Annotated in this window: 14 protein-coding genes; 2 read left to right on the forward strand and 12 right to left on the reverse strand. The window is 56.4% G+C overall.

The genetic code is table 11. The annotated features are described in order from the left end of the window. Window positions 1–118 precede the first annotated feature (118 nt). The 9 genes from D7M11_RS28375 to D7M11_RS28415 all read right to left on the reverse strand — a co-directional run bounded on the left by D7M11_RS28375 (window position 119) and on the right by D7M11_RS28415 (window position 14407). Window positions 119–391, reverse strand: coding sequence for an NAD/NADP transhydrogenase alpha subunit (locus D7M11_RS28375; RefSeq protein WP_120750647.1), 273 nt, complete (start codon window positions 389–391; stop codon window positions 119–121). A 52-nt stretch (window positions 392–443) separates the two neighbouring features. Further along, window positions 444–1106, reverse strand: a complete 663-nt coding sequence (gene nth, locus D7M11_RS28380; protein WP_120750648.1) for an endonuclease III — start codon at window positions 1104–1106, stop codon at window positions 444–446. Between the two features lie 116 nt (window positions 1107–1222). After that, complete coding sequence (locus D7M11_RS28385; protein WP_120750649.1) at window positions 1223–3976, reverse strand: S-layer homology domain-containing protein; 2754 nt, start codon at window positions 3974–3976, stop codon at window positions 1223–1225. 61 nt (window positions 3977–4037) lie between these two features. Further along, window positions 4038–4571: a GerMN domain-containing protein gene (locus D7M11_RS28390; RefSeq protein WP_120750650.1), complete on the reverse strand. Its 534-nt coding sequence runs from the start codon at window positions 4569–4571 to the stop codon at window positions 4038–4040. Window positions 4572–4671: 100 nt separating this feature from the next. Then, window positions 4672–6585 carry an N-acetylmuramoyl-L-alanine amidase family protein gene (locus D7M11_RS28395; protein WP_158606877.1) on the reverse strand — a complete coding sequence of 638 codons (1914 nt, stop codon included), beginning with the start codon at window positions 6583–6585 and terminating at the stop codon, window positions 4672–4674. A 428-nt stretch (window positions 6586–7013) separates the two neighbouring features. Next, the gene (gene leuD, locus D7M11_RS28400) at window positions 7014–7607 is read right to left on the reverse strand and encodes a 3-isopropylmalate dehydratase small subunit (protein ID WP_120750652.1); all 594 of its coding nucleotides are present in this window, start codon (window positions 7605–7607) and stop codon (window positions 7014–7016) included. Window positions 7608–7638: 31 nt separating this feature from the next. Continuing rightward, the gene (leuC, locus tag D7M11_RS28405; protein WP_120750653.1) at window positions 7639–9060 is read right to left on the reverse strand and encodes a 3-isopropylmalate dehydratase large subunit; all 1422 of its coding nucleotides are present in this window, start codon (window positions 9058–9060) and stop codon (window positions 7639–7641) included. Window positions 9061–9218: 158 nt separating this feature from the next. Then, window positions 9219–13016: a heparinase II/III domain-containing protein gene (locus D7M11_RS28410; RefSeq protein WP_120750654.1), complete on the reverse strand. Its 3798-nt coding sequence runs from the start codon at window positions 13014–13016 to the stop codon at window positions 9219–9221. Between the two features lie 44 nt (window positions 13017–13060). After that, a complete protein-coding gene (locus D7M11_RS28415) occupies window positions 13061–14407 on the reverse strand; it encodes an ABC transporter substrate-binding protein (protein ID WP_158606878.1) in 1347 nt (448 codons plus the stop codon). Between the two features lie 297 nt (window positions 14408–14704). Between D7M11_RS28415 and D7M11_RS28420 the strand changes: the two genes are divergently transcribed. Beyond that, window positions 14705–16300 carry an FAD-dependent oxidoreductase gene (locus tag D7M11_RS28420; protein ID WP_120750656.1) on the forward strand — a complete coding sequence of 532 codons (1596 nt, stop codon included), beginning with the start codon at window positions 14705–14707 and terminating at the stop codon, window positions 16298–16300. Window positions 16301–16460: 160 nt separating this feature from the next. Further along, window positions 16461–19337, forward strand: a complete 2877-nt coding sequence (locus tag D7M11_RS28425) for a TIM-barrel domain-containing protein (RefSeq protein ID WP_158606879.1) — start codon at window positions 16461–16463, stop codon at window positions 19335–19337. Here D7M11_RS28425 and D7M11_RS28430 read toward each other — a convergent pair. Genes D7M11_RS28430 through D7M11_RS28440 form a run of 3 tightly spaced genes read right to left on the reverse strand, consistent with a single transcriptional unit; the run spans window position 19312 to window position 25072 of the window. After that, complete coding sequence (locus tag D7M11_RS28430) at window positions 19312–23025, reverse strand: heparinase II/III domain-containing protein (RefSeq protein ID WP_120750658.1); 3714 nt, start codon at window positions 23023–23025, stop codon at window positions 19312–19314. The genes D7M11_RS28425 and D7M11_RS28430 overlap by 26 nt on opposite strands. 23 nt (window positions 23026–23048) lie before the next feature. Further along, complete coding sequence (locus tag D7M11_RS28435) at window positions 23049–24068, reverse strand: Gfo/Idh/MocA family protein (RefSeq protein WP_120750659.1); 1020 nt, start codon at window positions 24066–24068, stop codon at window positions 23049–23051. Continuing rightward, entirely contained in the window at window positions 24065–25072 is a 1008-nt protein-coding gene (locus D7M11_RS28440) for a Gfo/Idh/MocA family protein (protein WP_120750660.1), read from the reverse strand. The genes D7M11_RS28435 and D7M11_RS28440 overlap by 4 nt, the downstream gene beginning before the upstream one ends. Window positions 25073–25338 lie beyond the last annotated feature (266 nt).

Below are 25338 nucleotides of genomic sequence, written 5' to 3' on the forward strand. Positions count from 1 at the left end.
AAGCTCTCCCCAACTCCCAAGTTGTACAGATGAGTATAATCCACAGTATATTCCGGGAACCGCGAATCGGAAGCCGACTCCTCCCCGGACAAAAGAAAAAACCGAATTTCTCCGGTTTCTAGTGTAACACATTTTCATTTTCAGGTATAAATATTTCGAATACTTCTCCGTGCTGCAAAATCGTAATATTTTGTTCTCTCACCTTCATGACAACCACATCCGGCTTCGTCCGCATCCGTTCGATGTAATGATCCGGCACGTCTCCCGATTCGCTGATCGTGACGCCTTCCACTTCGGTTTCTTCATTCTCGGCCAGCGGCGTGCTGAGCACTTTCTCGTAAATATCGGAAAACACTTCGAAGTCGTTCGTATATACAGCTATGCATTTCATGCTGATTCCCACCTTTGATTATTGGCTGTTTGGCCCGAGGTTCCTTATTCCATTATACAGATTTCCTCTTTTTGGGCGTTTTCATACGTTGTTTGCCTTCCTTGCAGTTGTCAAGCAGCGGACAAACGGGGCATTGCGGGTTTTGTGCCTTGCAGTGGTACCTGCCGAAAAAGATAAGCCGGTGATGGGTTTGCGTCCATTCGTCCTTCGGTACCTGCTTCATCAGCTTCTGCTCCACCTGAAGCACCGAATCGTCTTCGGCGGCCATGCCAAGCCGTTTGGAAACCCGCTCCACATGCGTATCGACAGCAATCGCCGGTACGCCGAACGCGTTCGAGACGACTACATTGGCCGTTTTGCGGCCGACACCGGGCAGCTCCACGAGCTGCTCATGCTTCTCGGGCACCTGCCCGTCATATTTGTCAAGGAGCATCCGGGCCAGACTTTGGATGTTTTTCGCTTTATTGCGGAACAGCCCGATCCGGCGAATGTCCTGCTCCAGTTCCTCGAGCGGAACGGCCAAATAATCGTCCGGCGTCTTGTACTTGCGGAATAAGTCGGCAGTCACCTTGTTGACGGTTTCGTCGGTGCACTGCGCCGATAACAAAACGGCGATCGTCAGCTCGAAGGGATTCGCATGATTCAGCTCGCAATGCGCGTCCGGGAACATCCCGGCAATCGTGTCCAGTATATGTCTTGTCCTCTTCGTCGTCATGCTCTCCCACCACCCGCGTCAACATATCGGTATAATAACAGGGCCCGCAGCAAAAACGTCGCCGGGGCAGGCTACGCCTGCTCCGGCGACAATAAGCTGACTATGGAATCAACACACTACGGCTTCACAATCTCCAGAACTTTGCCATTCAAGAAATATACCGTCAACTCTTCGCCCGAAACGAACGAGTTCGGGGCTATCGTCTGCGTGCCTTGATGCACATAAGCTTTATTGTGCAGGAAGTAGTTCGGCTTGTCGGCGATCGTCCGGCGCATGAACGTAATTTCCTTGGTTGTCGAATCAAACGACAAGTACGACCATTTTTCAGGAGCAATCACGAGAACGGTAACGTTGCCGCTCGAATCCTTCACGATCTCGACCCGGTCTTCCGGATTCAGAACGGCGATGGAGGCAAGCACGGTCGCTCCACTTTTGACTGTAACGTTTTTGCCGACTTCGACCAGCTGACTGTTGTTCGAGTAGTCGACCAATGCGATTTTGCCGGCGGCGGCATCCACGGAAGACACCTTGCCGCGGACCGCGTCTACCACTTGAACGCTTTCGACCGAACCGCCGATCGACGTAAGCAGCACAGGCTCATCAAGCTGGATGCTGCCGATTCCGACCGCTGTACCGTTCTTATGAACCGGCAACGCAAATAGCGAAAACGTTTTAACCCCGCCCGTCAAATCCTGGACCGTAATCGAATTGCCCGTCGAATCTATCGAAGTCGTATGCGCAAGGTGAGTTTCCCTGACTGAGATAGAAATGACATTTTCCTGCGAACTATCGAAAAATCCGCGGATATAATCGCCTGCTCTCAGATCGGACAGCTTGGCCAGCGACTGACTGTACTTGTTCACAAATACGCTGCTTGTCGTTTTGTACGTCTGATTGACGCCGTTTGCCGTTTTGATCGTAATCTCGCCGGTTGTCGCACTGACGGATACAACCGTTCCTTCCATTTTAGTTGCAAATTGCACTGAAATCAACTTATCTTGCGAGGCAACGACGTTAACTCGCTTGCCTTTGACCAAATACGTTTTGAATGTGTCCAGCGGCAGTGCGTTTTCGTCGAACTTGAGCACCGTCGTATCGCTGATCGTATAAATTTTCAGCTTGCCCAGATCATCCTTCAAAATCAAATATTTTTTCTCCAAATTGAAATCTTCGATCGTAGCCAAAGTCAAATTTTCAATCGTTCGGCTCGTCACCGTAATTTTATCGACCTTGTTCTGATTGATTTCCAGCTTCATCTCGTCGCCCGGCATCAGATCGCGCACCGAGCCGAATTGATTGTCCCCAAGCACGACGAGCGCCTTCTCCGACACCCGGTACGAGGCCAGCTCATCGCCTGCCTTCTGCACCGTAATGATCGTTTTGTCTTCGCTGATGCTGATCAGCTTGCCGGCGTCGCGTTTCTCGACCACCTGCTGAACGACTTCGATACCGGTAATTTTATCGTTTTTGACGACAACGCGCACGATGTCCCCTTCAAACAGATTGGCCGGATCAAAAAACTTGCCGCCCTGCGAAAAGATCGCTTTGTCGATATTCGTATACGTCTCCAGCGCTCCGGTATCGCGATCCTTGACAATCGCCGTCATCGTGGCAGGATCGAACGATTGGAACACACCGTTTACCGTTTTGTTGACCGGCGCCTTTTTCACGATAATTTGCGACACCTTGGCGTCTTCAATCATGGCATGCTTTTTCAGCTCCACGACCGAATTTTCGACTAGCGAGCCAAGGCTGAGGCCGGCCCCGTTCAAGTCGCGGACCGATACGTTCGAGGCAAGCTCATAGGTATAATATTTGCCGGCAACCTGAATGGAAGCGGTCAAGTCGTTCACGTTTACGCTCACGAGCGTGCCTTCGATGCTTTTCATCGGAATTTCGTCATTGGTTACTTCCACGAAATAAGCAGTGCCTTGATTTTGCAGCACATACACTTCGTTGTACAGCTTGATATCGCTGGCGGATAATCTTGTTGTATCATCCTTGTATGTAAAGTAGACAGCATTGCTGCTAAGCTGTACATCCCGGTTCGTCCCGTTTTTGTCCCGAATGGACAGCTTGCTGCCATTAATCGCCATGACCGTGCCCGTCAAAATCCGGTTCGACGGATTAACCAAATATTTTTCGCCCCGGCTCCAGAACGTGGCCATCTGTGCCCGCGTGACGCTGCCGTCCGGACGGAACGTATTGTCTTCAAAACCGTTTACGAGCCCCAGTTCAACAGCGGCATTCACATATCCGACAAGCGACGAGGATATTTTGTTATTGTCCGCGAACGCCGTCGCGGTTCCCGCTTTGGCCAGCGCCTCCTGCTTTTTGCCGATCGCGCGGATGACAACTTTCGCCACCCATTCCCGCGGCGCTTCCTTCGTCCCCCATTTTTTCCCGGCCGTATATTCTTCCTGCAAATCAATCAAACCTTGGTCGATTGCATAAGCGACGTAAGGGCGCGCATCCTTGCGCACGTCATCCTCGCCAAATGGCAGCGCGACGTTCGATTTGCTTTGCAGCGCCGCGCTCTCGAGACCCATCATCCGGATCGCCATAATAATAACGTCCTGCTGGCTTACTGCCTGCTCCGGGCTGTACCTCCCAAGTTCGTTCCCTTCTACGACTCCTTCGACAGCCAGCCGCGTAATATGCTTGCTCGCCCAGTGCGATGACGGAACGTCCGGGAAGCTTACGCGAATGTTCGATGCAGATTGGGATGAACTGGAACTGGATGTATTGCCGGAGGTACTGCTTGTTCCTCCGGTCGTTTCCGCCGCGTAAGCAGGAGCAGCCAGCACCATCGTTGAGACTATAGAGTAAGCTGCGGCCAGCTTTAATGTTTTTTTCATTTTGCTCTTCATACCGTTTCTCCTCCGCTGATTCCTGTCTGTTGTCGCTTAAGTGTCCACACGTCTCCGAGCGTCAATTCCGTTTGATCGGATGCGGGAGGCTCACATGTCCCATCAAGCTTTCAATCTTCTTGCCGTCTACGAGCACTTCGATCGATTGAACCTCGCTGAACTGAAACAAAACTTTACGGATCGATTGCAGGAGCAAATCTTCCCCGGGTGCTCCCAATCGGCCGGTATCAGCGATCGTAAGATCAATCGTCACATTGCCTTTGTCAAATTTGACCGAACGGTATGTGATTCCTTTGCTGAGCGACGACAGCGCCGTCTCCGGCGGTGTTTTGAGCGCATTTAGCGCAGCCGCGTATTTATCCGAGTCGTTCTGGACTGTAACCGACGTTTGCCGCTCGATGAGCTTGTCCAGATTGTCATCGGCATAATAGGTTTTGAGCGTCAGCGGCTTAGCGGACGGGGTTTCCACATTCGTTCCGGTACCCGTGCCGGTTGTTGCCGGGGGCGGAGTAGTTTTGGCGTTTGCGCAGCCGGTCACCGCAAGGGCGAGCGTCACACCGAGAAGTATATGCTTGTAACCGAACTCTCGCTTCATCGAAATCACTCCTATCTTGGTTCAAAACAAAAAGCGGCGCGTATCCTAATGCGGCCAAACGAACGGCTGCCCCGGCTGTTGACGCGGCTAGCAAAACCAATTATTTGGCTGGCTGCAACGTCTTGTCCGCTGCCGTCTCCTCTTTCGGCTTACTTGCCGTTTGCTGCTCTACCGATTTGTCGCCTGATTCGGAAGCGGTTTTGACGGCGCCCGCACCGGCAGCTTTCGCCTGCTGCGAAGACTTGTCCTCGGAGCCCGCTGCTGCGTTTTTGACCGAAGCCGGACTATCCGCAATCTGCAATTGCTCCTTGATTCCGTTTACGATTGCAACCGCCAATTTATCCTGGAATGAATCGGAATACATGCGCGCTTCGTCGCCTGCGTTGCTTAAATAGCCGATCTCCAGCAAAATCGCCGGCATCGTTGTTTCCCTAGTCACTTTTAAGTCCGCCTGGCGTACGCTCCGATCCGGGAAAGCTGTCGCCTCGAGAATCCATTTGTGCATCGTGTTCGCAAAGGAAAGACTGTCGGCCCGGTTGTAGTACGTTTCCGTACCGCTGACCGTTGGTTTCTCTTTAAACGAGTTGCCGTGTATCGAAACGAATAAGTCCGCATTTTGCCCGTTAGCCAGCTCGACGCGTTCGTCAAGGGTCGGATAAGTATCGTCCGTTCGGGTCATCAGCGTGCGGATGGACGTTTCCTGCTGCAGCAACTTGTACACTTTATTCGCCACCGGAAGCGTAAAATCCTTCTCTTTGCGCGACGATAAAGAAGAAGCCCCTGGGTCCGAGCCGCCGTGTCCGGCATCGATGACGACCGTAAACTGCTTGTCTACAAGGGAAATCGTCCATTGCTTGGAGACCTTTGTTTCCGTTAATTGGTAACCGGATTTTTGTTTCATATCGAGCACAATACGTACCGTGGACGGATTATCGTTAAAAAGCGCGTAGCGGATTTTGTCCACCTTCGGATGCTGAACCGCGATTTCGGAGCCTTGCCCGGGATTGCCGGGTTTGGCAAAAGAACCAAGTGCCATACCGGGCAAGTCGATCACGATCCGGTAAGGATTGTTCAGCACCGATGTTTTCGGAACGACATCTCCCGTTGTCTGAAAAACGATCGATTCGCCGGACAACTCCAGCTTCAAGAGCGTCGGCAGCAATTTGTCGCCAGAAGTGCTCCCGTTACCGTTTGGCTGCGCCGAACCTCCCGGTTGCACTGGGTTTCCGCCCGGATCTTTGGTGCCGCTGTCGGGCTTTCCGCTGCCGGAAGACGCTCCGTTTGATGCACTTCCGCTGCTTGTACCGCTATTCGTATTTCCGTTATTCGCTGTACCGTTGCCAGTAGTTCCATTGTTATTCGTTGTTCCATTGTTATTCGTTGTTCCGTTACTAGACGTTCCGTTATTCGTACTTCCATTATTCGTACTGCCGGTATTCGTCGTACCTTTGTCAGTCGTTCCGTTATTGACGGTTCCGCTGTTCGAAGTGCCGTTGTTCGAATTTCCGGTCGAGGACGATCCGTCTTTTCCATTCTGGGCTTGTCCGCCGTTATCGTCCGAAGTTGCCGATTCTTGAGCCATTTTGTAGAGCAGCACCGATTGCGTCGACCCGTCCCAGCCTACCTTAAGGCCGAACTGCTCCGCTATAAAACGGATCGGAACGAGCGTGTTGTCCTCGATGATCGTAGGAGCTGCGTCCAGCTTCGGCAAGCTTTTGCCGTTTACATAGGCGATCGGATCGTCGATTTTCATCTCGATCGTCGTCTTTTCCCGCTCGATCTTCACCTTCCGTTCCTTGTCGAACCAGGTTACTTTCGCTTCCAACTCTTCGGAAATGATCCGCAGCGGGACGATGGTCGTTCCCTCGTTTACGATCCGGGGAGCCACTTCCGGCTTCAGCTTTTTGTCGTTCAAATAAAGCTGAATTTCGCCTTCCGCAGCAAAGGCTTGGCCAGGCACCAGCAGCATCAAGGCGACCAATAGGACAGGGAGCAAAAATTTTACGTACTTCATCGCACACCTCATATGCTTCGTTTCGTATTGGAGAGCCGTTTTGGCAAAAATCCCCACTTCTCCTCCCAATCTATCAACTTTCGCGAGATTGGGACAGAGATTTGCATACTTTTGCCAACATCAGACATACGATTAGACGCCGGTTATCCACCAAAAGTTGCGGAAAATTTACGAAAAAGCTGATCCAATTGACAAAAAGTCGAACATTGGCGCAATAACAGCATGTCCGTGTCGGATATGTCGTTCAAGCTCCGTTTCTCTCGGCAAACTATCATTTCCTGCTATTATGGAAGCTTTATGTATTTATGTAGCTCAGGAAACTCTTGGAACGCAAATAACCCCGGGCTGGGGCGGCAGGCTCTAGGCTTACCGTTCGCGTTGCCCGGGGTTTTCTAAACCGATAACGATTCGGAAGGCGGCGTCTGCTCTTAGTGAGCGGCCCGCTTGGCCTCATAAGCGGAGATCAAATCTTCATGCTGAAGCGTAAGTCCGATGTCGTCAAGACCGAGCAGCAAAAACTGGCGGCGGTGCTCATCCAGATCGAAAGCGATGGAGAGACCTTTGTCGTCGGTAATCGTTTTGCTTTCCAGATCGACGGTCAGCTTGTAGCCTTCGTTCGCAGCCGTGCGCTGGAACAGATCTTCCACCTGCTCCTCGCTCAGCTTGATCGGCAGGATGCCGTTTTTAAAGCAGTTGTTATAAAAAATGTCGGCGAACGAAGGTGCGATTACGACATTGAAGCCGTAATCCATAATCGCCCAAGGCGCGTGCTCGCGGGACGAGCCGCAGCCGAAGTTGGCGCGCGAAATCAGGACGGAAGCGCCTTGATAGCGCTGCTTGTTCAGATCGAAGTTAGGATTGACGTTGCCCTGCTCGTCGAATCTCCATTCGAAGAACAAAAATTGCCCGAAGCCCGTACGTTCGATCCGCTTCAAAAACTGTTTCGGAATAATCGCGTCCGTATCTACGTTAACCCGGTCCACAGGTCCGACAAGACCGGTATGTTTTTTAAATGCTTCCACTTGTTACCCTCTCCTTTTCCTCTATTCCGGTTTAAACGCCTGCTTCGACCTTGAACGTCCAGTCGCGCACATCGACGAAACGTCCTGCAATCGCCGCTGCGGCAGCCATCGCCGGAGAAACGAGGTGAGTCCGTCCGCCGCGTCCTTGACGACCTTCGAAGTTACGGTTCGACGTAGAGGCGCAGCGCTCGCCCGGGCTAAGCACGTCCGGGTTCATGGCCAGACACATGCTGCAGCCGGCATCACGCCATTCGAAGCCCGCTTCGCTGAAAATTTTGTCGAGTCCTTCCTTCTCCGCCTGCAGCTTGACGCGTCCGGAGCCCGGAACGACGATCGCGTTCACGTTGGAAGCAACCTTGTAGCCTTTGGCCACCTGGGCGGCAGCGCGCAAATCCTCGATGCGGCCGTTCGTGCAGGAACCGATAAAGACGCGGTCGACTTGCAGTTCGGTCATCGGCGTTCCCGGAGTAAGTCCCATATATTCAATCGCCTTTTCGGCGGCCTTGCGTTCGTTCTCGGTCGTAAAGTCTGCCGGATTCGGCACCTTTGCCGTAACGTCGGTGCCCATGCCCGGGCTCGTGCCCCACGTTACTTGCGGAATGAGCGATTCGGCGTCAAACTCGACGACGGTATCGTACTCGGCGCCTTCGTCCGTTACAAGCTTCTTCCACTCTTCAACAGCGCGATCATACGCTTCGCCTTGCGGCACGTAATCGCGGCCGCGCAAATAGTCGAACGTCGTTTCGTCGGGAGCGATCATCCCCGCTCTTGCGCCGGCTTCAATGGACATGTTGCAGACGGTCATCCGCTCTTCCATCGTCAGGCTGCGGATCGCTTCGCCCGTATACTCGATAACGTAGCCGGTTGCAAAGTCGGTGCCGTATTTGGCGATAATGCCGAGAATAAGGTCTTTCGCCGTAATGCCGGTTTTCAGGTTGCCGACGACGCGCACTTCCATCGTTTTCGGCTTCGACTGCTGCAAGCATTGGGTGGCGAGCACGTGCTCGACTTCGCTCGTGCCGATACCGAAGGCCAGCGCGCCGAAAGCGCCGTGCGTCGACGTATGGCTGTCGCCGCAAACGATCGTTTTGCCCGGATGAGTCAGACCGACTTCCGGCCCCATAACGTGTACGACGCCTTGATCGACGTGGTTCAGGTCAAACAGCATAACGCCGAAATCGGCGCAGTTTTGCGACAGCGTATCGATCTGCTGCTTGGAAATCGGGTCCTTGATATTAAACCGGTCCTTCGTCGGCACGTTATGGTCCATCGTAGCGAACGTAAGGTCCGGACGGCGTACTTTGCGGTTCGACAAGCGCAAACCTTCGAACGCCTGCGGCGAGGTTACCTCGTGCACCAGGTGAAGGTCGATATAAATAATGCTCGGCTTGCCCGACTCTTGATAAATGACGTGGTTGTCCCAAATTTTTTCGAACATCGTTTTGTTTGCCATAGGATTCACCTCTCCGATCTTTGTAATGATCATACCACGGCTTTATTCATTGCTCCAAGATATAATTTCTATAAGAGAGATAGGTAATGACTATAAGCGATAAAAAAAACACCGGAAGCTCCCCGACTACGGAGAGCTCCCGGCCCAGCATAAGCCACTTACAATTGTGCGATAAGATCGATCCGGAACGTATGCGTTCCTTTCCATTTTGTCGCCGGATAGTAGAGCATCTGCGATGGCCGAGCGGGTCCGGTCTCGTCGCTCATATAGGCAAAGCCGGGGTCCGAATCGATCGCGATCGTCGTGACGCCTTGCGCTTCATCGCGAGTAATGCCTGTTATGCGATAAGCGTGAGCGGTCTGATCGGGATGAGTGACGAACACATAACGTCCGACAGCAGATGCCGGGACAATCGCAGTTGTGACGAACGCATCCGTTTCGCCGGGTACTTGCCCGCGCGTTACTTTCGAAATATCGCCGGAAACCGTTCCGGCGCCGGTCAATTGCACGATTCCCTTTTGCAGTAAAGAGCCTCCCGCAGCGTACATTTTGGTCACCGCGCCATTTTCTGTACGGATGAACCCCATTTTGCCGATCAGGGTCATGTCTCCCACCGTAAGCGGCAGTCCGCCGTTATTCGGAGAGCTGAGGATAAAGTCCGTCGTATTGCCGTAAGAGACGGCAATGACCGCATCCCCCGTCGTTTCGTCCGAGAGGAGCACCTCCACGCTGTCGATCCGCACGTTCGCACCGGCTGCGTACGGTTCCATCACGTGGATGAACTGGCTGCGCAGATCGGTTCCTTCCTTGCGCAGAACGAACTTGGGCAGGTCGTATTTGACGGCCTCCGTATTCGTATCGGAGTTCAATCCGTTTACGCGCGTCGACCTCAGCGACGGCGATTTGCCGATGAACAGCCGGTTGTTGCCGCTGCCGGCAAAACCGTAAATGTGCAGGTTCGACTTATCGGCGGCGCCGCTTTTTGTCGTCATCGTCAGTTCGTAAGTACCATCCGGCACTTGCGCCTCGCGAACGTCCTTCACGTAAATGTAGCCGTAGTATTGATTGTCGCTCGTTCCGCCCGTATCGGTTTCCTGCGCCGGCTGTATGATCGCGGGACTGCCGGTAACCAGATAAGGCCCGTAATCCGCGAGCGGCACATTCGCCGTCAAAACCGCATCGCGATTCGCGTCGCCGTTCAGCGTATATTCGTGCTTGCCCCCTCCGGCCACGCGGAACAGGTCGACGACATAACCCGCTCCGCCGGACGCGCCGTTAAAGCCGATAAACCACGGCTCCCGGCTGTATTCCGTTACGCCCGGGTAGGCGTTCTCCTGATGCGCCTGCATCGCCTGCACGTCCCCCGCCCCCGAGAACAGATTTAACGCCGTCAGCTTGCCGCCCGGTTTGGCGGAGGCCCCTTGGATCGTGGCGTCCTTGCCGTCCACGACGACCGTGTTATGGCCTAATGTGGAAAGCGTCCATTGCCGGTAAAACGTATGCGTATATCCGATATCGGGCAAAAGCTCCTGACCTTCTCCATACAGCGACAGGTTGAGCGGATCTTTATGATCGTGCCCGTATTTCGGCGAGAACGTCATATACAGCTGCGATTGACCGGCCCCCTGACCGCGCACGAGCTTGGCGATACCCGCCGCCGGCATGAGCAGCGACGCATCGTTCTGCGGCGCCGCGGCCTTCTGAAACGCCCACGTATCGTTGATCGGGTAATAGCTGCCGTCCGGATAAGCAAGCAAATTCGGCACGTTCAGCAAGGAACCGATCTGCGGCAGCTTGACCGCAGGATCGAACGAATCGAAGCGCTGCCCCGTAATGGAAGATACGTAGTCCGCCGGATCCGTCCATCCGGCCGCATAACTCGCCGTACCTCGAACCCCGTTGCTCGTCTGGGAATGGTACGAAAGCGTAATTTCTTTCCAGAATCCGTCGAACAAAAAGCCGCTTTTGGCAAACTCGTCCATCCGTTTGACCGCTTCATGAACGTAACGCGGTTCCTTGAGCGCTTTGCCAAGCTGAATGAGGCCGATCCAGTTGGAATATTCGACGTTATGGTTCAGCACCGGGTAGGTGCCGATAGCTTCTATGGACGGGACGAGCATTCGGTCGACGATTCGGTTCCGAACGTCTTCTCCCGCTTCGGCGCTGAGCAGCTCGAAGGCGTCGGTTTTATCGACTTCGGCGAAAGCGTCGGCCAGCGGGCGCAGCGCCACAAGCTCCTGCGAAGTCCAACGCTCCCATACGCCGCCATAGTAGTTGTACGGAGGCGCCGCCGAACCGTCCATCGGGTATTGGATCCATACCGAATCGTTGATTCTTACCCAGCCTTCGTACGCCTGGCTGAACCGGTATAAGAGGCGCGCAGCTCCGAGCGGATCGGTCGCCGCCAGCTCCTTCGTCCGCTTCACCGCATACTGCCGCTGCTGATGCCACAGATGGGCCGACAAGAAGTAGCGCTTGCCCGAGCTGTCCTCGTAATAAGGATAGTCGACCTGCTCGCCTTTTTGGTTCATAACGGTCAGCTTATGCGTTTCCGGATATGTGTTGTTCGGATAATCGAGCTTCAGCGTATCCGCAGACGTAATGCTCCACGGCTTGGCTATGCTCCAGGTATAGTTGGCGGACCGGAATCCGAGCTGCGTGTTGTGCGGAACGCCTGTCGCGAAAAATCCGACCCGGTCGGGGATAAGCTGCATCAGCAGCTGCACCTCTGCGCTGGGCGGCGTATACGTGACGGCGGTTACCGCCGTTTGGGAAGGCGGAACACGGTATAGCTTCTCGCCCGCCTCGATCAGGCTATACCGATCGAAGGTAAACACCGCCAGCTTCCCCGGCTCATTCCCGTAGCTCCCCGCGAACAGCTCCAGCCGGTACAGTCCGTCTTCCAGCGGCGCCGGATGCGAGAAGCTGAGCAGGTAATCGCTGCCATGCTTGGTCAGAGCGGCATCGTTTACAATCGTCCGCTCGCCGGACGGCGAGTTCCAGATAAGCCGCATATCGGCATGCTTCAACTGCGGATAGCTCGATTTTTTGAATGCTAACACTTTCTCGCCGAAGCTTTTGAACAGCAGTCGCGCATTTTGCGGCCGCCATGTTTCGGCTGGGCCGCCTGCGGAAATGGACGGCGGGTTGGCGATATACAGCGTGCCGAGGCGGTTTTCGTTCGTAACCCCAGCGTGCAGCGTAAACGCTCTTTGGTCGAACGCCCGGTTCCGGTCATCGTCGATCACAGTCGAAGTCCGAACCGGAACCCAGGAGCTGGCCGGATAAGGGGAATCCGGGCCATAGTAGCGAACGACGTTAAGCTTCAGTTCCGAGGCCGGTGTTAGCCGAGCTCCTCCGATCGCACTCCACGGTATGGCGACTTCTGCCGTCCAGCTCCCGTCCGGCCGCTTGTTAACGACAGGCGTAACCTGTTTGTTCAGCACCAGATTGACGAACTTCTGCTCGCTGTCTTCGGGGTCCTGCCCCGTCCAGTTGTTGAAGCTGATCGACACCGGGTGCGAGTCCGTCGTAACATTGACCGGAATCGTATAGAAAGTGAGATCGTCTGTGCCGTTGCCAAGAACGATAAACAATCGCTCCGCCGGCGGCGGCACGTCGTACCCCGTAGAGCTTTCCAGCGAAACGTACAGCCGGTTCGGGTCGTAAACGACTTTGACAACCGTATCGTGTTCAGTCTCGAGATGATTGAAAAACGTTCGAAATCCTAGCAAGGGCAACGCTTGTCCCCAAACAGGCTCGTTCAGAATGCCATCCGTCGCAATCGGGCCGTAAGCGTTGTACGTAACGACTCCATAGCGATCATCCTGCATATCGACGCGCGGGTACTCATCGTCTCCCCCCTCCAAGGCGTACAGCCCCTGGAAAGTGACGGCTTGCAAGAGCAGCATCAGAAAGAGCAGCCAAACGAGGCTGCGGACACGACCCGGCTTCATTTCGTTCACCCCTCCGGTTCATAATAGCTTCGCTTGTGCTTGCCTTATTTGCTTTTCAATTGGGCAATTTGCTTGTTGGCGGCTTCCTCCGCTTCCCGCAGCGCCGTATTGACGTCCGTTTGACCGGCCACCGTTTTATCGAACGCGCTAATTAGCGCCGCCCTTGTCGCGATATAATATTGATCCTTCAAATTCATCTCGCCGTAGTGAGGCGGCACAAGAGCCTTCACGTTTTTGCCCTTCAACTCCGGGATCGCGCTGCCAAGCTGGCTGATGTAATCCACATTTTGCAGCGGCGGAGTTACACCCGTCGTCACCAGCTCGCGCTGAATGTCGTCGGAGACAAATTGCGTGATCGCCGCGAACGCTTCGTCCCTGTTTTTGCTTGTCGAGGAAATCAAGTAATACCTTACGCTCGGCTGCGGCCCTTCCTTCGGATTGCTTTGGAAGGCGGGAAACGGCGATAAATCCCAATTCATGTCCCATTTCTCGCTGACCGCCCTGATTCCGGCATCGTTCACGCCGATTGCGATCGCCACCGTCTTATCCTTCGAGAACATCGTGCGCGATTGCGTCAGATTCGTCAGCTTCGCAGACTCGGCGTTATTCGGGACCAACGTATACAGCGGAAGGAGCCGGTCGAATACCCGCTTCCAGTAATCGTTCGACAGCGTCGCCTGCACCGTTTTCGGATCGACATATTGCGGCGCTTTCTCGTTCATATCCAGCATGGCGATAATGTCGCCGGCGAAGCCGTAATACTGGACGCCGCCTTCGACCCGGGTCAGCTTTCGCGCCGTGTCGTAAATTTGTTCCCAAGTCATCTTGTCGTTCAAGTAAGGGACGCCGAACTTGTCGAACAAATCTTTGTTGTAATAGAGCGTATAGGAGCTTACTCTTCCCGGCAGTCCGAACAGCTTGCCTCCGGTAATCCGTTTCATGGAGTCGATCGTCTCCGGAATAAACCGGTTCAGGTTGTAGTTGTACTTTTTCACCAAATCCATAATGTCCGAATCCAGCCCTACGTCGATAATCGGCTGTACATCCGGTGTCGAAATAATAATATCGATGGGCGTCTTCGCCGTTACGACGTCCTTCAGGGACGTCCCCGTTCCAGGAGCGATAAACTTGAACTTGAAGTTCGGATATTTCCGCTGGATATACTGCCCCTCCGAAGTCATAAACCCTTCGTAATTGCCGCTCAGCATCGAGTACACCGTAAGCTCCACCTGCTTGTTCGGATCAACCGGCTCCGCGGCTTTGCCTTCCGCCGGCGTTTGCGGCTTGCCGTCCGGCTTGGCCGCGGCGCCACCGTCTTCCTTGCCGCAGGCCGCCAGCAGTACCACCGCCATCATAGATGCCGCCCCCAGCCATCTCTTGTTCCATTTCATTTTCGATTTGCCCCTCCCTGAGTAGATCGTAGACCGGTTCTTCGCTCGAGTATGACAGCGTTTTCTTCCGTTCGTGCTTTGATTATAGCGGACCGTATTTTTCATCAACAAGGAATCCTTATGACCTCGCATAGTATTTTCGTTACCCATTATCGCCGTTTTGGCCGGATCGTGAAACCGGACCGACACGAGGTCATTAAAATACTACTAAAGGTCATCAGCCTAATCTTCTGCCCGCTTACGTTCCAAGCTACGATGTAAAAGGCAACGACTTCACACCTACACGGAGGAATGAATATGGTACGCGAAAAAAAGGCCGACGTCGTCATCATCGGAGGAAGCCTCGGAGGCTGCGCCGCTGCGCTGGCCGCCGCACGTCTCGGCAAAACGGTCATTTTGACGGAAGAAACGGAATGGATCGGAGGCCAGCTCACAAGTCAGGCGGTACCGCCGGACGAGCACTGGAAGATCGAACAATACGGCTGCACCGGCAGCTATCGCCAGTTCCGGGACGGAGTGAGAGCGTATTACCGCCGCAACCTGCCGCTAACACCGGAGGCCGCCGCAACCTCCAACCTGAATCCGGGAAACGCCAAAGTCAGCCGCGTCAGCCACGACCCGCGAGTCGCGCTGGCGGTTCTGCAGGAAATGCTCGCTCCTTACACGCTAAGCGGTAAACTTGTAATCCTGACCAGATGCGTGCCCGAATCCGCCGAGATGGATGGGGATCGTATCCGCTCGATTACGGTTAGGAATGTCGTGACGGGAACGGTTACGGTCGCCTCCGCCCCTTATTTTCTGGACGCCACCGACTGCGGCGAGCTGCTGCCGCTGACCGGCACCGAATATGTGACGGGAGCGGAATCCCGGAATGAAACCGGCGAGCGTCATGCGCTCGAAGGACCTGCCGATCCGCAGGACATGCAGGCGATCACGCATTGTCTGGTCGTCGATCATATCGAAGGCGGCGACTTCACGATCGACAAGCCGAACGATTACGAGTTTTGGCGTTCGTTCCGGCCCGACTTTTGGCCCGATTTCTTTTTAAGCTTCTCCGGCGTCCGCCCTTCGACCCTTGAGCATGTACGCTACGATCTGTTTCCCGGAGGGCAAGGACTAACGTTCTGGGAAGGCTTCTCGCTCGTGTCCTATCGGCGTCTGGCGGATAAGACCCTTTTTGCCCCCGGCACGTTTGACGGCGACATGACCGTCGTCAATTGGCCGCAGAACGATTATTTCCTTGGGTCGATCATCGACGTGGACGAAGCGGAGAAATCCCGCAATCTCCGACGGGCCAAAGAGCTGAGCCTCTCGCTGCTGTACTGGCTGCAAACGGATGCTCCGCGGCCGGACGGCAAGACCGGCTATCCCGGCTTTCGCCTGCGTCGGGACGTTTTCGGCACGGACGACGGCCTGGCGCTTTATCCCTATATCCGCGAGTCGAGAAGAATCAAGGCGGAGTTTACGATTTTGGAGCAGCACGTGAACCCGCAGGACCGACCGGACGGGCGAGCCGCCGCGTTCGAAGACTCCGTCGGCATCGGGCATTACGGGCTCGATCTGCATCCGAGCACCGGAAACCGCCATTATATCCATTTGGCCGCACTGCCGTTCCAAATTCCGCTGGGCAGCCTGATTCCCATCCGGGTCGACAACCTGCTTCCCGCCTGCAAAAATATCGGCACGACCCATATTACGAACGGCTGCTACCGGCTCCATCCGGTGGAGTGGAACATCGGCGAGGCATCCGGCGCCTTGGCAGCCTTTTGTCTGGAACGCGGCCACTCGCCGCGCGCCGTCAAAAACGATCCGGCGCTGCTGGCCGACTTCCAAAGCGCGCTCGCGAAGCTCGGCGTCGAGCTTGCCTGGCCGTCTTCCGTCTCCGTCCGGTAACCGTAGGGCGATTGCGGAACGTCCCTCGCCGACCATATCGTTATTCAGGCCGATCTGCTGGCAGGTCGGCCTTTCCCTGTCCGCGGCGATGACAAAATGTGCTAAACTGGACAATAGATCGTCTTTCATCCGGGAGCCAAGCGGCAGAGGAGGTAAACGCATGTGCAGCAATTTCGCATCCATCACGCTTCAAACCGCATCCGGCTCGTTCATATGCGTCGTACCGGTCGCCCCCCATACGTTTCATATCCGCGTTAACCGGACAGGCCAGTTTGCGGAGCCGTCTCCTTTAACAAGGCTCGGAGTTGCGCTCCCGCCTGCCTGTCCGGTCAACTGGCATAAAGAACAAGACGGAGACAACTTATGTGTTCTTACAGGCGAAGCCGAACTGCGGCTGAATCGCCAAACCGGCAGCGTCTTGTTGCAGGACGCTTCAGGCCATGTGCTGACCCGGCAAACGCGCCCTTCATACGGCGGCGGGGACGAAGGCTTCGGGGCGCAGTTTGCGCTGGCGGACGACGAGCGGATATACGGGCTAGGCGATCAGTATGACGCTCCGCTTATGAAAAGAGGCTGCACCCTGTCCATGAGCTTACACGGCAACCGGGTTCACGCCCCCGTTCCTTTGCTGCTGTCGAGCGGCGGCTGGGCGCTGCTTGTCGATACCGACGCCGAGCATACGTTCGACGTCGGACGAACATCCCCGGACGAGGTTACGTTTCACGGAAAACGCGGAGAGCTTGCCTATTATTTGATCGCTGGCGGCTCCCTCACGGAGCTGCTTGGCAAGTATATCCAATTGACCGGCCCTTCTGCGATGCTGCCTATATGGGCGTACGGCCTCAGCTTCATCTGCAACCAGCAGGCGACGGCCCGCGATATGATCGAGGACGCTCTGAAATTCAGGCGCGAAGGCATCCCGTGCGACATGATCGGACTCGAGCCAACCTGGATGGAAGGCTCGTTCGATTACGATACCCCAGTACGGTGGCATCCCGAGAAATTTTACATTCCGCAGTGGATGCCGGAAGGCGCGCACACGTTTATGGGCGCCCTGAGCACCATGGGTTTCAAGCTGAGTCTGGGATTGTATTTGCCGAAAAGCACCGGCTATGAGGCCGGTTCGGAGGCCGATTGGCCCAGTGCGTACAACTTTTTGAAACCGTTTGTCGCCCAAGGGGTGCAAGGGTTCAAGCTGTGTACGGATGTGCCCGTTCAGGAGCAGGTGCGTTTGTCCGCCGATTCCGGGGAGGAAGACGCCGAGGCGGGTCTGACCGTTGCCGCCTCAATCAGCAAGGTCATTCAGACGGGTTATGCGCTGCAGACCGGCAAAAGGCCGATCGTTTATACGCCGGTTGGATATACCGGCGTGCATAAATATGCCGCGATGTGGTCGGGAGGCCGCAATCAGCCGCATTTGTCCATGCTCAGCCTGGGCTTGTCGGGCATTCCAAATATGGGCGTCGATATGAATCTGCATAAGCCGGGGGGGATCCATTTCGGCTTTTTCCAGCCGTGGTCGAAGGTGAACAGTTGGGCGTACTGGCGGCATCCGCTGCTGCTCGACTCGGACCTGCTTGCCGTATTCAAGACGTACGCGAAGCTGCGCTACCGGCTGCTGCCCTACATCTATACGGCGGCCAGCGTCGCCTGCCGCACGGGGCTGCCGATCGCGAGAGCGATGGCCCTTGCCTATCCGGACGATGCCGAGGCTGTTATGCTGCAAAACGAGTACATGTTCGGGGACGAGTTTCTCGTTGCGGTGTTCACCGATGAAGTATACTTGCCCTCAGGTGAATGGATCGATTACTGGACCGGCGAAACGTTCGCTGGACCGTCCCGCCTATCGTATCGGACTCCGCCGCACGCCGGCGGGCCGCTGTTCGTCCGCGCCGGCGCGATCGTACCGATGTGGCCGGACATGGAGCACGCCGGACAGCGGCCGACGGATCGGATGGAACTGCATCTATATCCCGGCAGCGACAGAACGTACTCGTTATATGAGGATGACGGTGAGACGCTTGGTTATTTGCAAGGCGAATCGGCAGTCACGGACATCGTCTGTACGCATGAGCGCGGCGTCTACCGCATCGATATAGGACCGCGCACCGGCTGGTTCCGCAGTATGCCCGAGCGGCGCCAGTGGGATGTAGTTATCCATACGCGCGACAAACCGGCGATCGTCAAAGTGAATGGAGACGTATGGCGCGAAGCTGCGGGAGGGCGTAAAGCCCCGGCTCCGGCACATTGGTCGTTTTACCGCCGGGCCGGTCTGCTCCGGCTGTCGCTCGAGGAAACGGCGGACGGGTCGCAGCGGCATACCCGAGTGGAGCTGATCGATTCCGCAGAAAGGGATGTCCGTCGCTCCGAGCCGCTGCCCGCAGACAGCGGCAAAACAAACAAAACGTCCAGCGAACTGGAAAAAGAGCTCGAGATCGGACTGGAAACGGGCGACGAAGCCAAAACGCTCTCGGCACTGCGCCGGTGGTGGGAGGTCCGGATGGCGGCGGGCCGTTCGCCTGAGCTCCTTCGCGAGCATCTGCTGTATATGAATGGGCTGTACGTCCGCTCCATCGAGCGAAAAGGAAGGACGCTTGGCGAAGTGCTCGGCGAGGAGCCGCTGCCGCAGTACGAGCCAGGCGCGGACGATGAAGCCGCCCAGGCTTACGACTCGCTTGCAGAGATGGCGAAACGAATCGTGGCGTATGACAACGGACAGCGCGGCAAAACGAATGAAATCATTCGCCGGACGACCGACATTATTAGGCAGGAGCTCGATCTGGAGCTTTCGCTCCAAGCCGTAGCGGACCGGCTTCATCTGAATTCCTCCTACCTCAGCAGAAGGTTCAAAAAAGAGGTCGGCCTGTCGTTCTCCGATTATGTGCTGGAAAAAAAGATGGAGCTCGCGAAGGAGCTCCTATTGGCCGGCTCGACCGTTGGCGCGACGGCAGAGCGGACCGGATTTAAGGAAACGAGTTATTTCATTCGTGTTTTCCGCAAATATTGGGGAGTCACTCCCGGGGAAATGAAACGGTGACGACATTGTCGATTCGGAACGAGTGGCTCCCCGTCCATTCGGTCCCCGGAAAATGCGTCATTCGGGACGAACGACCCGCTGCCGCTCCGCTTGCGGCGGCGTCCGCATAGAGGAAGCCCGGGTCCCCGTCCAGGCCGATCGCGGTCTGACCGGATGGCGCCAGCGGAGTTACGGAGGCGATCGGATAAGCGGCGGTCGTACCGTCCGGATGCGTAATGACCACATACCGGCCAACGACGCTCCTCGGAATATCGCCGTCTACGATCAATGCGTGTTCCCCTCCGGTACGATCCGGTTGTCTGACGGCTTGGATGATACCCGTTATCGGACCGACTCCCTGCACTGTACGGTCGCCTGCGGTCAAGCGGCTGCCGCCGACAAGCATCATATATCGGACAACTCCGTTCTCGAAACGGATGAATCCGCCTTTGCCCTCTAGCTCCCACTCCCCTGCCCGAAGCGGCTCACTACCGTCGTAATGCGGAGCACTCATCAGCACATCGGTCACGCTGCCGTAAGTTACGGTCACGACCGCCCGTTTCGCAGCTTCGTCCGACAGCGGCACCTCCACCCGTTCGATGGCCGGTTTGACTCCGGCCGCGAAAGGCTCCATTACATGCACGAATTGGCTGTCCAGAGCGGAACCGTCCCGGCTGTCGCGCCGCACGATCCATTTCGGCATATCGTACAGCACCGCCTCGCTGTTGCGATCCCCGTCCAGACCGAGAAGGCGTGTCGATCTAATAGAAGGGGCCCGCCCCAGAAACAGCCGATTGTTCCCCTTCCCCACATGGCCGAATAGTTTAAGCCCGGCGCGAACCCGCTTCCCATCGCCGGAAGTAAGCGTCATGTCATATACGCCTTCGGGCAGCTTGGCCGTTTTCACCTGTTTTACGTAAGTATAAGCGTAATATTGGTTGTCGCTTGTGCCGCCATAATCGGTTTCCTGCTTCGGAAGGACGATTTCCGGCTGACCTTCGACCAAATACGGACCGTAATCCGTCATCCCGATGTTCGCCGCCATATCGGAATCCCCATTCGCCTCGCCGTTCAACGTATACTCGTGCCGCAAACCGCCGTTTACGCGGAACAGGTCAACCGTATACCCCTCGGCGCCGGCCGCTCCTGCAAAGCCGACAAACCACAGCTCCCGCGAATATTCCTCCACCTCTTCGTAGGCGGTCTCCTGACAGGCGCGAATAACTTGAACGTTACCTTCTGCCGCAAACGCCTGGATGCTGCCGCCACGCCGCGCTTCACCGTTTATCCGTGCATCCCGTCCATTCACCGTAACGGTATTATGGCCGAGTGTGGAAACCGACCACTGCCGGTAAAACGTGTGCGTATAACCGAGATCGGGCAGCAGCTCCGTCCGTTCGGCGTATAACGCGATGCCCAGCGGATCTTTGTGGTCATGGCCGTTATTGGGCGAAAAGGTCAAATACAGCTGCGCCTGCCCCGGCCCTTCGCCCCGCGTCAGCTTCGCGATACCCGCCTGCGGCACGACAAGCGAGCGCGTCGACCGGGGAGCGGGCGCTGTCTGGAACGCCCAAGTATCGTTTATGGGAACGTTTTTTCCGTCCGGATAGGCAAGCAGATCGGGCAGCTCCAGCATGCGGGCAAGCTGCGGAACGGCAGACCTGGAATCGAAGTTGTCGTAGCGCCGGCCGTCACGCGGACTTACATACCCCGGCGGATCGCTCCATCCGTCCAGAGCGCGGATGGTCTGGATCAAGCCGCCGTACGTCTGCCGATGATACGAAAGCGATATTTCTTTCCAGAAGCCGTCCGCGAGGTACGAGCTTTGTACGAAACGTATCATCCGTTCCACGGCCTCGTGCACGTACTGCGGCTCGCGAAGCGCCATGCCGAGCCGGATCAGGCCGATCCAGTTCGGGAATTCGATATTGTGCTGAAGCACCGGATAAGAAAGCACCGATTCGAGCGACGGACGCAGCATCCGTTCCACGATGCGGGCCCGAACGTCTGCCCCTGCTTCGGCGCCGAGCAGCTCGAAGGCATTCGTCCGCTCCACTTCGAGAAAAGCATCGATCAGCGGCAGCAAACCGTGCAAATCCATCGAGCTCCAGCGATCCCACAACCCGCCGAAATACGGGTAAGGCGGCTCGGCATAACCCGGTATCGGATGCTGCACCCAAACCGAGTCGTTAAAGCGAACCCAGCCCTCATACGCGATCGCGAAACGAAGCAGCAGACGCGCCGCGCCAAGCGGGTCGACGGAAGCGAGCTTGCAGGTTTCGGCGACGGCATATTTGCGCTGATGGTGCCATAGATGAGCCGACAAAAAGTAACGTCTGCCAAGCTCGTCCTCGTAATACGGGTAGTCGACCGGCTCCCCCTTCCGGTTGCGAACGGTCAGCTTGTTCGATTCCGGATACCGGTCGTTCGGATAGGACATTCCGCCTTCGTCCACGGATACGATACTCCAGGGCGATTCCGGCGACCAAGTATAGTTAGCCGAACGAAAGCCGAGCAGCGGGCGATGCGGCACACCGGCGGCAAAAAAGCCGACTTGGTTAGGAACAAGCCGTTCCAGAAATCGCACCTTCTCCGAGGGCGGGGCCGATGATACTTGCTTTTTTGATCCGCCAGAATCGCTTGGCAAAGCGGCTGCCGCTCCGGCCAAACGTTCTCCGGCGGCGATCAAGTCGAAGCGGTCGAAGCAAACGATGTCGAACCGCTTGCCATCCGCGCCTTCCCCGCCCGCGAGCAGCCGGAGCTGATACAACCCGTCCTCCAGCGGCTCGGGATGGCTGAAACAAAGCGACCATTCCCCGCTCGGTCCGACCGATACGCGCAGCGTTATCGACGTCCTACGGCCCGACGGGTCGATCCAGTGCATAACGAGCCCCTGCGCCAGAGCGGCAGCCGATCTATCGTCAACATGAAGAATAAGTTTTTTTTCCGTGAAACTAGTATAAAGAAGCTTGATCGCCGAGGACAGGCGGCCTCCCGGAGACTTCCCGACGAACACCGTCCCTAGCCGGCCCTCATTTGCCACATACAAGTCGAGATGGAACACCCTTTGATCCAGCGAGCGGCGAACGTCATCCATGCGGACCGTTCCCGTTCGGATCGGCACCCAGGAGGAGAGCGGAATCGCGCCCCCGGGACCGCCGTAACGGACGATCGCCAGCCCCCACTCCGCGCCGGTCCGTAGATCGGCGTCGTTAAAGGCGGTCAGCGGAATCGCCGCATCCGCTCGCCAGCTTCCGTCCTCTCCCTTCGCGACAACCGTACGAACGCCCGTTTCTTCTGTCAAAGTCACGATCGTTTGCCGCCGATCCTTCGGCTCCGCTCCCGTCCAATTGTTATAGCCGATTATCGTCGGATGCGAACCGGGCGATACCTCAATCGGAACCGAATAAAACAAGTTCCCGTCGGCAGGCGTGGCAAGCAGAATGAATACGTTCTCCGCGTCCGGAGACGTTTCGTCCGCCCGTTCGCTAGCCAGCCCGATGTGAAGATACTCTCCGTCGCAGACCAGCCGCGCCCGTGTGTCCGGGCCGGCAGGACCGTTATAAAATGCGGTCACGAAGCCTTCAATAGAACCGTCCCGCTGCCCAATACGATCCTGATCGTCGGCTGTTGGAGCAACCATGTCCATAACCGTCCACTTGTCTGTGTAGATCCGAACGGCGCCGTTATCCCCTTTAAGCGGATTCATCCAAACCGCCCCTTTCCCGAACCTCACTGCGCTGCCACAGGGCTCAGCTTCACGATCCGCTCCTCGGCAGCCGATACATAAGCGGCTTCCATCAGCTGCGTCAAAACGATTCCCTGCCGGACCGTAATAGCCGGGGCTTTATCGTAGAGACAATAGTCCGCCCATTGATCGACCGGCGACGGCAATCCCGGCGGAAGCTTATCCGGCCGGAGCCACCCGGAATGGGCGCCCGAAGGCAGAAGCGAGCTGCGCAGCTCCACCTGGTTGCCGAGCAGCAGGCAGCCTTCCGTTCCATACAGTTCCACGAGCGCCGGGCAAAACCTGCTCGCGAAACCCGCTTCGATAACCGCCATCCCCCCGTCCGGGTAATTTAGCGTAACGACGGCATTGTCCTCCACCTCGCGACCGGTCACGTAACCGAATCGGGCCGATACCGAATCCGGCATACCGAGCAGCTCATACGTCATGGCCATCGGATGACAGCCCAGATCGATCAGCGCCCCGCCTCCGCATTCCGATTTGTCGAAAAAATGCGCGGGCAACCAGCCGTCAGGCGCCCCTTCCCTGGGAAGCGCGCCGTCATGGGCCAGCCTCATGCGGACGAAGGTAATCCGTCCGAGCAGCCCCTGATCGATGACCGATTTGGCGTAGATCGTCCTCGGATCGCCGAGCCGCGGCAGCGACACCGTGAGCTTGACGCCGTTTTGAATCGCGGCCTCGTCGATCCTTAGGGCATCGGCGGTCCGGAGCGCGAGCACTTTTTCCGTAAAAATATGCTTGCCTGCGTTCGCTGCCGCTACGATCACTTCCGGATGCATGCTGGATGGCGCATTCACAACAACCGCGTCAACGTCGGGGCGTGCAAGTACGTCCCGCAGCTCTTCGATAAACGGCACGCCGAATTGCTCGGCCATCTGCCTGCCGCGCTCTGGCACCTCGTCCCACACGGCAACGATGGCGCAGTCCGTTCTATCGCTCAGTTGTTTCGCGTATCCCCGCGCATGCACATGCCAAAAGCTGAGTATCGCAATCCGAAGTGTCATGATACGCGCCCTCCCGCCACATCCGGCTGTTTGGCCGGCACAACCTCATACCCGGCCGCGGCATAGATCGTTTCCGTAAAAGTGACGACTTTCAAGGCATACTCGGCCGGAACCAGCACCTCATGCTTGCCGCGTATCGCGTCGATGAAGCTGCGGTCCGGATCGGTTACGGCTTCGGGCAGCTTCGGCTCCACAGGCTCTTGACCGTTCAACTGCAGCGTAATGCGGCCGTTATCGTAAAAAATGGCGCCGGCTTCGCCGATAAAAGCGTACGTTTCCTTCAGCTTGGCGAGCGGAACCAGCCCGACAATGTTCATGCTGCCGATCGCCCCTTCCGCAAAGCGGATCGAAGTGAACGTATCGACCTCCACCGGCGAGCCGTGGCATTCAAGCTGGACGGCTACGTGCTGCGGCGTCAGTCCGGTCGTCCACAGCAGGACGTCGATAATGTGGCTGCCGGAATCCATCAGCATGCCGCCGCCGGACAGCTCGGGCATTTGCCGCCAAGTCCCCTTCTGCGCGTCCTTCCAGTCTTGCAGCAGCGTCGCCGTGACCGACGTAAGCTTGCCGATAACCCCGTCCGCTATGGCTGAGCGAATATACAGGAACGGCGGCAAAAAATGCCGTTGAAACGATACTTGCAGCTTTTTTCCGCTACGTTCCGCAGCGCTCATCAACCGCTTCGCTTCCTCCGAGGAACACGTCATCGGCTTCTCGATCAAGACGTGCTTGCCGGCCATCAGCGCCTCCTCCGCATGACGGGCGTGCAGCGTATGCGGCGAGCAGATGATAACAGCATCCATAGTATCGCTTGCCAGCATATCCGTATGACTGTCGAACTCGGCAGCCTGCTCGAGCCCGAATTTTTGCTTCAGCAGTTGTCTGCCCCGTTCCCCCGGGTCTGCGAGCGCTACAATCTCTACGCCTTCCAGTTGCGACATTCGGAGTGCATGGCTGTGGGCGATATTGCCGCAGCCGATAAATCCGATTCGAATCGTGTCCATGCTCGTTCCTCCCCGCTTTTGTTCGTAACGATGCTCATTATACGAAGCACTCCCGGAGCGGACAATGCAATCCGATGCTCTCAAGATGTACTCTCATTACCTGTACAGACAACAGCCTGAAGTTTTCCCGGCAACGTCACGAAAGTGCTATATCGGCTTACTCGGATGCAGCCGGACAAAGCTTCATTTGCCCCGCCGAACGATAAACTTCTCATGCGAAGCTTTATAGAAGCCGCCCCAATCGTATATGATGGTAGCATGACGCA

It is taken from the genome of Paenibacillus ginsengarvi, assembly GCF_003626695.1.
In the GTDB taxonomy this organism is placed as follows: domain Bacteria; phylum Bacillota; class Bacilli; order Paenibacillales; family NBRC-103111; genus Paenibacillus_AB; species Paenibacillus_AB ginsengarvi.

What these genes read in the sequence shown, in the direction of transcription:
- D7M11_RS28375 (WP_120750647.1), bottom strand. Translation starts at nt 391, where the DNA reads ATGAAATGCATAGCTGTATATACGAACGACTTCGAAGTGTTTTCCGAT.
- nth (WP_120750648.1), bottom strand. Translation starts at nt 1,106, where the DNA reads ATGACGACGAAGAGGACAAGACATATACTGGACACGATTGCCGGGATG.
- D7M11_RS28385 (WP_120750649.1), bottom strand. Translation starts at nt 3,976, where the DNA reads ATGAAGAGCAAAATGAAAAAAACATTAAAGCTGGCCGCAGCTTACTCT.
- D7M11_RS28390 (WP_120750650.1), bottom strand. Translation starts at nt 4,571, where the DNA reads ATGAAGCGAGAGTTCGGTTACAAGCATATACTTCTCGGTGTGACGCTC.
- D7M11_RS28395 (WP_158606877.1), bottom strand. Translation starts at nt 6,585, where the DNA reads ATGAAGTACGTAAAATTTTTGCTCCCTGTCCTATTGGTCGCCTTGATG.
- leuC (WP_120750653.1), bottom strand. Translation starts at nt 9,060, where the DNA reads ATGGCAAACAAAACGATGTTCGAAAAAATTTGGGACAACCACGTCATT.
- D7M11_RS28410 (WP_120750654.1), bottom strand. Translation starts at nt 13,016, where the DNA reads ATGAAGCCGGGTCGTGTCCGCAGCCTCGTTTGGCTGCTCTTTCTGATG.
- D7M11_RS28415 (WP_158606878.1), bottom strand. Translation starts at nt 14,407, where the DNA reads ATGAAATGGAACAAGAGATGGCTGGGGGCGGCATCTATGATGGCGGTG.
- D7M11_RS28420 (WP_120750656.1), top strand. Translation starts at nt 14,705, where the DNA reads ATGGTACGCGAAAAAAAGGCCGACGTCGTCATCATCGGAGGAAGCCTC.
- D7M11_RS28425 (WP_158606879.1), top strand. Translation starts at nt 16,461, where the DNA reads ATGTGCAGCAATTTCGCATCCATCACGCTTCAAACCGCATCCGGCTCG.
- D7M11_RS28430 (WP_120750658.1), bottom strand. Translation starts at nt 23,025, where the DNA reads ATGAATCCGCTTAAAGGGGATAACGGCGCCGTTCGGATCTACACAGAC.
- D7M11_RS28435 (WP_120750659.1), bottom strand. Translation starts at nt 24,068, where the DNA reads ATGACACTTCGGATTGCGATACTCAGCTTTTGGCATGTGCATGCGCGG.
- D7M11_RS28440 (WP_120750660.1), bottom strand. Translation starts at nt 25,072, where the DNA reads ATGGACACGATTCGAATCGGATTTATCGGCTGCGGCAATATCGCCCAC.